The organism is Nocardia sp. NPDC052566, assembly GCF_044547285.1.
Lineage (GTDB): Bacteria > Actinomycetota > Actinomycetes > Mycobacteriales > Mycobacteriaceae > Nocardia.
Window position 1 is genome coordinate 231,335 of record NZ_JBIUAF010000005.1, and the last position, 12,380, is coordinate 243,714.

Consider the following 12,380-nt stretch of genomic DNA (forward strand, 5'->3'; position numbering starts at 1 on the left):
TGCCAAATCCCCTCGAATGCATATAGATTCGTGCCGGGTGCAGATGCACCCGATGCTCGGCGGAGCCGAAACATCAAGCGGCGCCGCCGACATGGCGCGGCAGGCGAAAGGACGCGACGTCACCATGACTTCGGACGACACCTCGATTCCACTAGACAAGCCGACCTCGGCGCGAGCCTACGGCTGGATGCTGGGCGGCAAAGACAACTACGCGATCGACCGCGAGATCATCCTCGACGTGCTGAACGGATTCCCGGAATGCGTCGACATCGCACGCCAGAACCGGCAGTTCCTCTACCGCGCCGTGCGCTACCTGGTCGAGGAGGCGGGCATCCAGCAGTTCCTCGACCTCGGTTGCGGCCTGCCCACCGACAACAATGTGCATCAGGTGGCGCAGCGGTTCGCCCCCGGCGCCCGCGTCGCCTACGTCGACATCGATCCCATCGTGCTCGCGCACGGGCGCGCGCTGCTCGCCGATCATCAGCAGACCACCGTCATCACCGCCGATATGCGCACGCCCGAGGCGCTGCTCGCCGATCCCGAGGTCGGCCGGTTGATCGATTTCACCGAACCGGTTGCCGTGCTGTTCCTTTCGGTCGGACACCACCTCAAGGACGTCGACGAGGTCGGCCTCGGCGCGCGGCACGCGCTGCGCCACATCATCGATACCGTCGCGGTATCGGGCAGCCACCTCGCCTTCTCCCAGGTCGTCAGCGACGACCCCGAGATCGGCGGACCGTTCGCGGCCAAACTCGACGGCGCCGGAATCCCGTGGCAGAACCGAACTCCGGCCGAGGTCGACGCGCTGTTCGACGGACTGGAGCCGATCGAGCCCGGCCTGGTCAACCTGATCGACTGGCGGCCCGATCCGAATCAGCCGCCGCTGGAACCGGTCCCGGCGCCGCTGCATCCGTACGTCGGCGCGACCGAACTGCGCAACTCGGTCTACGAGTACGGCGGGATCCTGCGCAAACCCTGAGCACGGCTATTTCGCCGGCGCGGTGATGGTGACGGTGGCGCCGAGCAGGGTGGTGAACATCGGGCTGGCCGTGGTGAAGTCGGGAATGTCCTCCTCGCCGATGTAGAGGTCGATGTGGTCCTTGCCGCCCATGCCCGGGGTGAATTCGTCGTCGATCGTCCACACCGGGCCGCTCAGCTTGGCGCACACCGCGGCGGGCGGGGCGGCGCCATCGGACTGGCGGCCGCAGGAGACGACGCGGATCGTGCTGCCGAGGGTGACGCCGTCGGCGGCCGCGCTGCGGAACGGTTCGAGCCGCAGCCCGGAGGCGTTGCGCGGCAGGTCGTCGAGCCAGTAGCCGACGTCGTGGGACCAGTTGAGGTACCTGCGCGGCCCGCCGCTGGTGATCCGGCCGGTGCCCTCGTCGTGCACCGCCGCCACGAAATCCTCGGGGAACCGGCCCAATTCGCCGGTGCCGCCCGTGCAGTCGAGGTTGCGGCAGCCGGTGACGGCGGTGGCAGGCCCGTGGTGGAACGATTCGACCGCGGTGTAGTAGACCGTCACCGTCCACGGCGCGGGTTCGGCCGCTACCGGCGCCGCGGCCACCGCGATACCGGCCACCGGTACACCCAGCGCGGCGATCACGCCGCGAAATATGTTGAGCTGCATGGTGTATCGGTAGCAGCCGAAGTATTAACCGGTTATGAACGCACCGATCGGGCCGGGGCGATCGTGCGGCGCACCCACCGGCGGCTCGGTGCCAGGAAGCGTTTGTGCGCGTCGGCGAACAGGCCGAGGCTGTGCAGGCCCGGCCAGTTGGTGGGGAGCATCTGCTCGGGCAGGCCGGGGTCGACGTAGGGGATGACCCGGTATTCGTCGAGCAGCGGGACGAACAGCTCGAATGCCTGGCGGTCGCTGAGCTCGGTGCGGTCGACGGTATCCCGGTGGTGTTCGAGGAAGGCGCGGTGCCGCTCGGCGAGCGCGGGCAGATCCCACCACTGCGCCGCCGCGGCCTCCAGCGTCGTCGGCGCCGCGAGATGTGTTGCGCGGAACGAGGTTACATACTCGGCGAGGCCCAATGCGGCGACGATCGCGCTCGCCTCCGCCGCCAGATACTCCGGGCAGATCCAGAGGCCGGGGGAGACGGTGCCGCAGCCGATCGATGACAGCCGCCGCCGGAGCTGATGGCGGGCGGCGCGCTCGGATTCGGGGATGCCGAACGAGATCAGGTGCCAGGCATCGTCGTCGGCCATCTGCCGGAAGCCGAAGATCCGCGGGTCGCCACGGGCGAACATCGCCTCGGCGGCGTCGGTGATGCGGTATCCGCTACGGCCGTCGCGTGATTCGGCCGCGAGCACGCCTTTGCTCTTCAGCCGGGCGACGGCGGTCCGTGTGCTCTGCGTCGGCACGCCGAGGCGCTCGAGCAGTTCGCCGAAATCGGCGATGGCGATCCAGCCGCCGAGATCGCGCACGTAGGCGCCGAGAACGGTGCGTGCCAAGGACATCGCGCTACCCGGCCGCGCATCGATATCGTCGAGTACGGCCGCCGCGATGGGCTCGGTGCCGGTCATATGGTTTCGGTGCGCACGGCGAACAGCTCGGGGAAGAAGGTGAGGCCGAGCGCGCGCTGCAGGAAGCCAACGCCGCTGGAACCGCCTGTGCCGCTCTTCATCCCGATGGTGCGCAGCACCGTGCGCATATGCCGGAAGCGCCACAGCTGGAAGTTCTCCTCCAGGTCGACCAGCTCCTCGAATGCCTCGTAGACCGCCCAGTGTTCGTGCGGCGCTTGATAGATGGACTTCGCCAGCGGCAGCAGCGCCGGATCGAGGACGTGCGCCTTTGTCACGTCCCTGTTCAGGATAGAGCTCGGTACGTCGAGCCCGATCCGCGAAAGATGGCGCCAGAACGCGTCGTAGAGGCTCGGCTCGTGCAGGAGCGCGTCGAGCTCCTCGTGTGCGACCGGATCCGAGGCGAAGACGGGCAGTATCGCCGCGTTCTTGTTCCCGAGGATGAATTCGACGGCCCGGTATTGGTAGGACTGGAAGCCGGAGGCGTTCCCGAGCACATGGCGGAACTGGGCGTACTCGGTCGGCGTCATGGTCGCCAGCACCGACCACTGCTCGGTCAGCGTCTTCTGGATGTGCTTGACCCTGGCGACGCACTTGAGTGCCATGCCGATGTCGTCGGCATCGAATGCCGCACGCGCGGCGCGTGTTTCGTGCAGCACGAGCTTGAGCCAGAGCTCGGTGGTCTGGTGCTGGATGATGAACAGCAGCTCATCGTGATGCTCGGGACGCGTGCGCGGATGCTGCGCGCTGAGCAGGGTGTCGAGGTCGAGATACGTGCCGTAGGTCATGCGCGAGCTGAAGTCGGTGACGATGTCCTGCTCGAGCGCGCGGGTGTTGTTGTCGATGGTCATCAGGATCCCCTTTGCCGGGTGCCGCCTGTCACCACCGTATGACAAAACCGTGACGATCGCCAGATTTACGTTATACAACCCTGTTCGGTGATCGGTGCGGCGGATCGAGGTCGCCACCGGCGGGATCTTCATCGGACTCGGCGTCAGGCTCGCCGTCCTGCGCCGAGTCGGGTGAACCTGGGGCTACATTCGCGGGGTTGGGTTCGATCTATCCAGGCGACCTCAGGAGATGCACATGCGCGTGTTGGGATTGGCCGCCGCGGCTGCGGCCGTGGCGGCACTGCTGGCGGGATGTGGGACGAAAGATGGCGAGTCGGCCACGACTACACCGAGCTCGGCGGCGCCGAGCGTGGCGCAACTGAAGGACTGCGGCGGCAAACCGGTGATGCGTCCGGCGAGCATCACCGTCACCTGCGCCGACGCCAACCTGTCCGTCACCGATATCACCTGGCTGTCCTGGACCGACCGCGACGCGCGCGGTACCGGTATCGAGCACCGCAACAACTGCCAGCCGGATTGTGCGGCAGGACAGCAGGAGTCGATGCAGGTGACGATCGAACTGTCCGGCCCAGTGAACGGCGTCTTCGCCCAGATCACCCTGGCCGGTTCCGGCGCGCCGGAGAGCTACCCGCTGCCGTCCTGAACAACGAAGAACCCCTCCGAACGAGTTCGGAGGGGTTCTTCGCGAAATAGGTGCCCGTCTAGCGGACGACTTCGATGATGTCACCGGTGGAGAGGTGACGGTAGAGCGTTTCGGCGCCCTCGGGCGTCATGCGGATGCAGCCGTGCGACTGCTCCTCGATCGGGCCGATATGGGTCGCGATATCGCCGTTGAAGAAGACCGCCCACCGCATCGGAGCGTGGTGCATCGTGCTCCAGTGGTCCTCTTTCTTGAACGCCACATGGAAAACCCCGGGCGGTGTCTCATATCCCGGCCGCCCGTGCGAAATCGGGGTCGGACCGTAGACGGTCTTGCCCTTGTCCATCAGCCACGCCTTGTTCGTCGACAGCTGCAGACATGCCCGCGCCTGCGCCGAGCACGGCGCGGGCGGTGGCGGTGGTGCCGGAATGATCGCCGGAATGCCCGGAATATCCGGACCTCCCGGCCAGAGCGGTTCGGCCTGCGCGGGACCCGCCACGAGGAGCCCGGCCGACGCCACACCGACCACCATCGCGGTGCGCGCCGCCCAGCCGATTGAACGGTTGGTACTCATGGAATCTCTGACCTCTCTAGCCTTGCCCGCCACCCTGGGTGCCGCTGGGAGGGTGGTGGGACCATCTCGTCGAGCATGGAACCACCTGGAGGTGTCGGTGATCATTGTGTACCGCGGACCCGCTGGAGACGGAGATTCCACGCCTACGAGTCGGTTACGAAGTCGCAGCGGCGGCTTCGAATTCCGGGGCGGCGTTAATTCCGGGCGGTACGTTGCGATACCAGGGTGGGGAGGATGTCATGAATCGCAGACTGATCATGGTCGTGGCCGCGCTCGGCGTGGCCTTCGCGTCGTCGGGGTGTGGCGCGGTGGGCGCGCCGCCGCCGGGCGGCCGAGTGGACGCCGAGGTGTTGTCGTTCAAGTCCGATGAATTCGGCGCGCGGGGGAGTACGGCGATCCTCGACAGCGAGCGGGCCGTGCGCGCCTATCTCGGCGGGTTCACCGTGCCGAGTGTGCACACCGCGCCGAGCTTCGTCGCGAAACTCACCGAGCCGTTCATCACCGGAAAGTCGTACGTGGCGCTGAATCAGCCCGGGGGCTGCCACTACGCGGAGCGGGTCGAGCTCTGGCGCGACCGCGACAACCTCGAAGCGAGGCTGATCGGCGGCAAGAACTATCCGGAATGCGTGCGGGCCGTCGCCCCGTCGGTCCTGTTCCGCGTCGACAACAAGGACATCGACGGCATCAAGACGATCAACGGCGTCCCGGTCGACCGCGATGGGCCCGCCGCGGCAGTGGGGCTGACCTTGCTCGGATCGGGTTCACTGCTGCCGGGGTTCGCGCCGAGGGAGATCACCGGCGCGGCCGAACGCGCCACGCTGGCAGGCGAATTCGGCGCGGCGGGCGTCGCCGATCCACCCGCGGTGATGGCGCTGCTCGACGGCGCGTCCGTGCTGAGCTCGCAGAAGTATCCGGATCCGTTGCGCCGCTTCGCCTTCGTACTGCCGGGCTGTGCGGCCGTCGCCCCGCTGATGTACGTCAGTGCCGACGCGTTGCGTGCCGACCTCGGCGCGAACCCGAACGTGCAGTGCTCGGTGCCCGCGAAGTACCTCGCGGTGTTCGACATTCGCGCCGCCGACGTACCGCAGGGGGCCGAACCGGTTCGCTAGCTTCACAAGTCGGGGACCACCGCCTCGGCGTGGTAGGTGACGGTGGGACTCCACAGGAAGAAGCCGCTCGCGCCCGCGTCGTTGGCCGCATCGATCTGCGCGCGCACCTCACCGGGGCCGTAGGCGACGCCGAGGCTGAAATCCTGCAGCCACGGCACAATCGGGGTGGCGGTCAGCTTCCGGAAGTCCTGCAGCGAGCGGAAGGTGATGTCGTAGGGCTGGGCATTCGGATTCGCGACGTCGTACTCGCCGGAGTTCCAGTGCGAGGGATAGACCATCGGTGCCAGGTAGTCCAGATGCTGCGCCATCATCGGGATGTCCTGGGCGATCTCCTGCGGCCTGGTCACCGCGATACCGAACACCGCGGCGCCGAGCGTCGCGCCCGCGTCGCGGACCGGGTCCCGGCTTTCGCGCAGGAACTCCGCGATCGATACGACGGGATCGTCGCCGCCGCCGGGGAATCGCATCTGCGACAGCGGACCGTCGGGACGGCGGATGTAGTCGTACATGATCCCGTCGAAACCGAGCTTGGCCGCCTCCACCGCGAGATCGATGTTGTACCGGCGTATTTCGGGATTGGCGAAGTTGGTGAAGGCGATCGACCCGTAACCGCTGGCATACGGCTGCCCGGACGGGTTCTGGATGACCCAGTCCGGATGGCCTTCGCGCCAGGCCCATTCGGCCATCGTGGTGTCGCGGAAGGCCACGATCCGGCCGATCACCCGCAACCCCATCTCGTGCAGTTGCCGCAGTGCCGCCTGGGCGTCGTAGATATTCGCGGCCGCACCGGATTGCCGCGCGAGCGGTACCTGCGAGTCGTAGCCGACGACGCCGTCCTCGTCCTTGATATCGAGTTGCACGGTGTTGATCCGGCCCGCACGGGCCATGGCCAGCACGCTCTCGCGCAGCCCGTCGTGTGCCCACGCGTACGCGGTCACGTGCACCGCCTTGATCCGCGACAGCTCGATGGCCGCGGCGATCGGCTTGGTGGTGGTGTTGCCCGCCGCGTCGGTCGCGACCACCTGGGCGCCGACCGGGATACGAGGCATGCTGAACTCGAACGCACCGTTCGCCGCCGGTACCGTCGACTGCGTGCCGATCGACACGCGGACCGCGCCGATCGCCTTGCCGCGCACGGTAACCGGCTGGCGGTAGGACTTCACCGGGTCGATCGGCGCCAGCTCGAGGGCCGGCGGCTCGGTATCGACGACGAACGAGGCAGACGCCCCGGTCCCGGTGCGCAGGAAGCCGAACGCCCCGCCCGCGGGGATCTCGGCGGTGAACCGGTGCATACCGTCGGGCAACTGGCCGGGCCGGTATTCCACCGTTGTGCCGGTGACCGTGCCGGTCACCGGTTTGCCGTCGAGTTCGAGCCGCATGGCGCCGGGATCGTCGCCTTGCGCGTCCACGCGCAGCACGAGCCCGGGTAGCGTCGCCGCGTCGATCATCCCGCCGCCGAGCCCCGTCACCGCCAGCCCCTCGGGGGCGGCCTGCCTGGCGTCGACGACGACCGAGGTCATCACCACCACCAGTACCGCGATCCCCGTCACTGCCGTCAAGCGTCCCCGGTCTGTCCGGCGGATCCCCTCGATCAACGCGCACACCAACTTTCGCTTGTCCCTGTCCCAACTATCGCCCGCTGACCCCGTCCCGCGATACGGTTCGCCGATCTTGTACCCGAAACCGTTGCGGGCACGTAATGTTCGCTTGATGGCGAGGACCGCGGTCATCGGAATCCGGATCGTCGCGGCGGCAGCGCTGTTCCTGGCCGCCGCGTGTGCGGCACAGCGGGATCCGGCCCACGTCGAGACGAGCGCGCCACCGCCGCCACCCGCCCCGAGCCCGGCCCCCGATCCGGCCGCGGTGGCGGCGAACGAGCTGGGGCTGGTGCCGATCCTGATGTACCACCAGATCGTCGCCGCGCCGTCCGGCGAATACGACCAGACCCCTGAGGAATTCCGCGCCGAACTCGACCGCCTGCATCGCGAGGGCTACCGCCCGGTGACCGCGGCCGACTACATCTCCGGCGCCATCGACCTGCCCGCGGGCGCCCACCCCGTCGTGCTGACCTTCGATGACTCGACGGTCAGCCAGCTGTCGTTCACCGACGACGGTAAACCGTTGCCCGACACCGCGATCGGGATACTCGAGGCGTTCGCCGCCGCCCATCCCGGGTTCGCGCCGCGCGCGACCTTCTATGTCAACAACGAGCCGTTCGGCAACGATCCGCGCGCACTGCCGTGGCTGGCCGCGCACGGATACGAGATCGGGGCGCATACCGCGAGCCACGCCAACCTGGCACGCCTGGACAGCACCGGGGTGCAACGGGAACTGGCCGAAAACGTGTCCGCCATCGAGTCAGGTGCGCCCGGTGCGCGGGTGCGGACCATGGCGTTGCCGCTCGGCGTCGCCCCGGCCGATCGTGCCCTGGCCAGTGCGGGTGAGTGGCAAGGCAGGCGGTACAGGTTCGACGCGGTGATGCTGGTCGGCGCCGAACCGGCGCCGTCACCGTACGGTCAGGTCGATCCCACGGGGGTGCCACGGATTCGATCGGCAAGGGGCGAGGTCGATTTCGACTCCGCGTACTGGCTCGACCGGCTCGCCGCCGATCCCGGCCTGCGCTACACCGCCGACGGCGATCCGGCGCGGATCTCGTTCCCGCGCGCGCTCGCCGAGCGGCTCGGCGGGCCGTGGTCGAACCGGGCCGCCCCGTACTGAGTCCGCCCTTTACACTGAGGCGCTGGCACATTGGGGGGCGAAGCCCGGATAGGTAGTGGTACAGCGTGGATGGCACTGCGTTCGGCCGGTACCGGCTGCTCGAACTGCTCGGCCAGGGCGGCATGGGGCAGGTCTATCGTGCCTACGACACCGGCACCGACCGGATCGTCGCGCTCAAGGTGCTGCCGCCGCAACTCGCGCACGATCGGGTGTACCGCGAGCGATTCCGGCGGGAAGCGCAGGCGGCCGCGCGATTGAGCGAGCCGCACGTCATTCCCATTCACGACTACGGCGAGATCGACGGGCGCCTGTTCCTGGACATGCGGTTGGTCGCGGGCACCGATATGGCCGCGCGGCTGTCCGCGGACGGTCCGATGACACCGGCCGCGGCGGTCGGCTACCTCGGCCAGATCGCCGCCGCCTTGGACGCGGCGCATCAGGCGGGACTGGTGCACCGTGACGTGAAGCCGTCCAACATCCTCATCACCGCGGACGATTTCGCCTATCTGATCGATTTCGGCTTGGCGCTCGGCGGCGACGACACCAACCTGACCACCGCCGGCGCGGCGATCGGCACCTTCTCCTACATGGCTCCCGAACGGCTCGCCCACGGCACCGTCGACCAGCGCTCGGATGTCTACTCACTGGCCTGCGTGCTGTGCGAATGCCTGACCGGCGCGAAACCCTTTCCCGGTGACAGCGTGGAGCGCCAGATCGCCGCGCACCTGACCGCGCCGCCGCCGCGCCCGTCCGCGACCGCGCCCGTACCGGTGGCGTTCGACGAGGTGATCGCCCGTGGGATGGCGAAGGATCCGGCTGCCCGCTATGCCACGGCGGGCGCGCTGGCCGTCGCTGCCCGCGCGGCGCTCGACGGCCGAGCGGCCGGGGCGGGCCCCACGACCGTGGCGGCCACCTTGGTCGGCCCGACGTTGCCGGGGGTGACGCCGCCGAAGCCGGCCGGTCCGCGTCGCGCGGTACTCGCTTGGGCGGCAGGGATAGTGATCGCGCTCGTCGTCGGCGTCGCGGTGCTGGTGAGTCAGCTGTCGCGCGACGACCAGGCCGCGCCGCCCACCGCGCCCACCGAAGAGGTGACCACACCGAGCACCGAGGAGACCGGCCCGACCGCACCGCCGCTCGGCCCGCGCCGGGACGAGCCGACGACTCCGCCCACCACCGCGACGGCCGCGGACCGGATGGGAGATTTCGTGCGCGATCATTACGACCTGCTGCCCAGCAACATCCCCACCGCGTGGGCGCGGCTGACCCCGCGCTACCAGGGCGAGATCGGTGGCCTCGCGGCATACCAAAAATTCTGGGGCACAGTAGGTTCCACCGCCACGGAGATCGTCCGTGTCGATACCGGCGCGCTGACCGTCACCTACCGCCTGACCCTCAATTACACCGACGGCCGCAGCGCCACCGAAACCCGCCGCGCCAAACTGGTCGTCAAGAACGACACCTACCTCATCGATCGCGCCGACCTGGCTTCCTGATAGCCGGAAAACCCGTAACCCTCAAGGCTATTCCTCGGAGCAGTGGTGCGTGGGCGATCTGTCGATGTGGGTGATCGGCGGATCTGCCAGGGACGTCGGCGAAACGCGGTGACGCGGCATAGAGTTGACGGCGAGGATGGATCGCGGATCGGGCTTTGTCCGCTGCATGGAGGGACGCGATGACGAACCGACACCCGCCGCTGAAGGTCGGTGCGCAGTTCGGGCGGTATCGGCTGGAGCGGCTGATCGGGCGCGGCGGCATGGGGGAGGTGTTCGAGGCATACGACACCACCAAGGACCGCACGGTCGCGGTGAAGGTGCTGCCCGAACGGCTGGCGCACGATCCGGTGTACCGGGAACGGTTCCGGCGTGAGTCGCACGCCGCGGCGCGGCTGAAGGAACCGCACGTCATCCCGATCCACGACTACGGCGAGATCGACGGCAGGCTGTATCTGGATATGCGGCTGGTCGACGGGGTCAGCCTGCGGACGCTGCTGCGCAACGAGGCGCCGCTGGCGCCGGAGCGCGCGGTGGCGCTGGTCGCGCAGATCGCGGCCGCGCTGCACGCCGCGCACGCCGACGGGCTGGTACACCGCGACGTCAAACCCGACAATGTGCTCGTCACCGCGGACGATTTCGCCTACCTGGTCGATTTCGGCATCGCGCATTCGAGCAGCCACACCAACCTGACCACCGACGGATCGGCGGTCGGCTCTTTCCACTACATGGCGCCCGAGCGGTTCGTCGCCGGTGCGGTCACCCCCGCGGCCGATGTGTACGCACTGGCCTGCGTGCTGTACGAATGCCTCACCGGCGCAAGGGTTTACCCGGTGGACAGCGACGGCGAGCTGGTCCGCGCGCACATGTTCGAGCCCGCGCCGCGGCCGAGCAGGGGCGAGGTGGACGTGCCGCTCGCGTTCGACGCGGTGATCGTGCGCGGTATGGCCAAGGATCCGACCGAGCGCTACGACACCGCGACCGCGCTGGCCGCCGCCGCCCGCGCCGCGCTCACCGATGGGCAGCCGATCGACAATCGCACGGCCCCTGGTGATCTCGTGGTGCGGACGGATTCGTCCGAGATGCGGACCAGGCCCGACGCCACGACGAAGACCTCCACTCCGCCGGTGCGCCCGATCGGGGAGCCGACGGGACCCGGCGTTCCGGTGTGGTCCGGTGAGTCGACGGTGGGGGGTGACCTATCGAGCGGCCCTGAGCCGGTGGTGGCCGTGCCGCCGGATCCATCGGCGGAACCCGGTGAGCCGGTGGAAGAATCGTGCTGTCCCGAGGAGGCGGGGACCGGCCGTGAGCTCGTGGCCGTTGTGACGGAGTCGTCGGTTCCGCGATCTGGGCTGCCTGATGCCGATGGCCTGCCTACCGGTCGAATCCGCACCCGGCGCACGGTCCGCATCGGGGCCATGGTCGGCGCTGTAATACTCGCCGCCGCAGCGGTATTCGGTGTCTGGTCGCTGGTCGGCGCACACCATGGCGGCTCGGCAGTCCCCAATGCCACCGCACTGCGCGGCGCCGATCTCGACCTGCTCTTCATCGTCGACCCCGTCGGATACAAGCGCGCCAACTGCATGCATGTGGAACCCGACGTATCGACCACCGCCATAATCAACTGCACCGCCAATCAGGCCGCGAGCGTCCCGTGGGCGCGCTTCGTGCGGTTCCGCAGCCTCGACAAACTGCAGGAGAACTATCGGATGCTCCGGGAGGATGCCTTCAAGGCGGTCAGCTGCGCGAGTGACGCGCCAGGTCCCGACGGACCTTCGATCCGTGGCGGAAAAGAGGTGGGCCGCAAGGCCTGTTTCGCCAGCCGTATCGACGATCCGGCCGTACCGAAGCCCGCGATGATGGTGACCGACGACGCCGCGCTCGCCATGGCGATCTTCGTCTGGGCCTCCCCCGATCAACAGCCGCTGCGTGATTACGGCGCCAAACGCAACGCCTGGCAGTTCAATCCGGACAACCCCCGCGATCCCGACCGGTTCACCCCGGCGGACCGTCGCGTATTCACCCATCTCACCAACGATCTCGGACCGGCCAACTGCCTGCACGACGATCCGCCCGCGGGTCCTGCCGACTCGCTGATGATCTGCGCGACCCGGTTCGGCTGGCCGCTCGGGCTGCTCTTCGGCTCCCAGGACCGCCGTGCGGTTACGCAGCTCTATCAGGGCAATCTGAATCGCACCGGGGGCCATGCCTGCGGTGGCGGTGGCGGGTCGGATGATGTGTGGCGCAAGCCCACCGGCCCGGTGGGCCGCTTCTTCTGCTATTCGAACCTCGACAGTGACCGCAACCCGCAGACCTGTCTGTTCGCCTATCACGACGAGTACTTCCTGACCGTCATGTTCTGCACCAGCGAGGCCGACTCGCCATCCCCGAGCCCGAAGACCGAACCCGAACTGCTCCAGTGGTTCCGCACCAACTTCGGCTGACATACACATTCCGCGGCCCCCGGCAAGT

Annotated in this window: 11 protein-coding genes; 6 read left to right on the forward strand and 5 right to left on the reverse strand. The window is 68.4% G+C overall.

Going from position 1 to position 12,380, the window contains the following annotated elements; all coding sequences use genetic code 11:
* Positions 1–43 precede the first annotated feature (43 nt).
* Positions 44–979 (forward strand): SAM-dependent methyltransferase, encoded by a 936-nt coding sequence (locus ACIG5A_RS26005; protein ID WP_397245900.1) that lies wholly within the window; start codon positions 44–46, stop codon positions 977–979.
* A gap of 6 nt (positions 980–985) precedes the next feature.
* Here the strand turns inward: ACIG5A_RS26005 and ACIG5A_RS26010 are convergent, their stop codons facing one another.
* The 3 genes from ACIG5A_RS26010 to ACIG5A_RS26020 are packed head-to-tail and all read right to left on the reverse strand — an operon-like array spanning position 986 to position 3,377.
* Positions 986–1,627, reverse strand: coding sequence for a hypothetical protein (locus tag ACIG5A_RS26010; RefSeq protein ID WP_397244416.1), 642 nt, complete (start codon positions 1,625–1,627; stop codon positions 986–988).
* A gap of 32 nt (positions 1,628–1,659) precedes the next feature.
* Positions 1,660–2,529: a PaaX family transcriptional regulator C-terminal domain-containing protein gene (locus ACIG5A_RS26015; RefSeq protein WP_397244418.1), complete on the reverse strand. Its 870-nt coding sequence runs from the start codon at positions 2,527–2,529 to the stop codon at positions 1,660–1,662.
* Positions 2,526–3,377 carry a tryptophan 2,3-dioxygenase gene (locus ACIG5A_RS26020; protein WP_397244420.1) on the reverse strand — a complete coding sequence of 284 codons (852 nt, stop codon included), beginning with the start codon at positions 3,375–3,377 and terminating at the stop codon, positions 2,526–2,528. Before ACIG5A_RS26020 ends, ACIG5A_RS26015 begins: the two co-directional genes overlap by 4 nt.
* Positions 3,378–3,612: 235 nt before the next feature.
* Between ACIG5A_RS26020 and ACIG5A_RS26025 the strand changes: the two genes are divergently transcribed.
* Complete coding sequence (locus tag ACIG5A_RS26025) at positions 3,613–4,020, forward strand: hypothetical protein (RefSeq protein WP_397244422.1); 408 nt, start codon at positions 3,613–3,615, stop codon at positions 4,018–4,020.
* Positions 4,021–4,078: 58 nt separating this feature from the next.
* Here the strand turns inward: ACIG5A_RS26025 and ACIG5A_RS26030 are convergent, their stop codons facing one another.
* Positions 4,079–4,591, reverse strand: coding sequence for a L,D-transpeptidase (locus ACIG5A_RS26030; protein WP_397244424.1), 513 nt, complete (start codon positions 4,589–4,591; stop codon positions 4,079–4,081).
* Between the two features lie 239 nt (positions 4,592–4,830).
* On the opposite strand from ACIG5A_RS26030, the gene ACIG5A_RS26035 reads away from it, so the two are divergent.
* A complete protein-coding gene (locus tag ACIG5A_RS26035; protein ID WP_397244426.1) occupies positions 4,831–5,700 on the forward strand; it encodes a hypothetical protein in 870 nt (289 codons plus the stop codon).
* A gap of 2 nt (positions 5,701–5,702) precedes the next feature.
* Here the strand turns inward: ACIG5A_RS26035 and ACIG5A_RS26040 are convergent, their stop codons facing one another.
* Positions 5,703–7,250, reverse strand: a complete 1,548-nt coding sequence (locus tag ACIG5A_RS26040; RefSeq protein WP_397244428.1) for a putative glycoside hydrolase — start codon at positions 7,248–7,250, stop codon at positions 5,703–5,705.
* 160 nt (positions 7,251–7,410) lie between these two features.
* Here ACIG5A_RS26040 and ACIG5A_RS26045 point away from each other — a divergent pair, with 160 nt between their 5' ends.
* The 3 genes from ACIG5A_RS26045 to ACIG5A_RS26055 all read left to right on the forward strand — a co-directional run bounded on the left by ACIG5A_RS26045 (position 7,411) and on the right by ACIG5A_RS26055 (position 12,352).
* Positions 7,411–8,418 (forward strand): polysaccharide deacetylase family protein, encoded by a 1,008-nt coding sequence (locus ACIG5A_RS26045; RefSeq protein ID WP_397244430.1) that lies wholly within the window; start codon positions 7,411–7,413, stop codon positions 8,416–8,418.
* Positions 8,419–8,483: 65 nt separating this feature from the next.
* Positions 8,484–9,911 (forward strand): serine/threonine-protein kinase, encoded by a 1,428-nt coding sequence (locus ACIG5A_RS26050; protein ID WP_397244432.1) that lies wholly within the window; start codon positions 8,484–8,486, stop codon positions 9,909–9,911.
* Between the two features lie 179 nt (positions 9,912–10,090).
* Positions 10,091–12,352, forward strand: coding sequence for a protein kinase (locus ACIG5A_RS26055; RefSeq protein WP_397244435.1), 2,262 nt, complete (start codon positions 10,091–10,093; stop codon positions 12,350–12,352).
* Positions 12,353–12,380 lie beyond the last annotated feature (28 nt).

Bases quoted from the DNA above. Each gene is read 5' to 3' on its own strand.
- ACIG5A_RS26030 (WP_397244424.1), bottom strand. From the start codon at position 4,591: ATGAGTACCAACCGTTCAATCGGCTGGGCGGCGCGCACCGCGATGGTG.
- ACIG5A_RS26015 (WP_397244418.1), bottom strand. From the start codon at position 2,529: ATGACCGGCACCGAGCCCATCGCGGCGGCCGTACTCGACGATATCGAT.
- ACIG5A_RS26025 (WP_397244422.1), top strand. From the start codon at position 3,613: ATGCGCGTGTTGGGATTGGCCGCCGCGGCTGCGGCCGTGGCGGCACTG.
- ACIG5A_RS26010 (WP_397244416.1), bottom strand. From the start codon at position 1,627: ATGCAGCTCAACATATTTCGCGGCGTGATCGCCGCGCTGGGTGTACCG.
- ACIG5A_RS26020 (WP_397244420.1), bottom strand. From the start codon at position 3,377: ATGACCATCGACAACAACACCCGCGCGCTCGAGCAGGACATCGTCACC.
- ACIG5A_RS26035 (WP_397244426.1), top strand. From the start codon at position 4,831: ATGAATCGCAGACTGATCATGGTCGTGGCCGCGCTCGGCGTGGCCTTC.
- ACIG5A_RS26055 (WP_397244435.1), top strand. From the start codon at position 10,091: ATGACGAACCGACACCCGCCGCTGAAGGTCGGTGCGCAGTTCGGGCGG.
- ACIG5A_RS26045 (WP_397244430.1), top strand. From the start codon at position 7,411: ATGGCGAGGACCGCGGTCATCGGAATCCGGATCGTCGCGGCGGCAGCG.
- ACIG5A_RS26005 (WP_397245900.1), top strand. From the start codon at position 44: ATGCACCCGATGCTCGGCGGAGCCGAAACATCAAGCGGCGCCGCCGAC.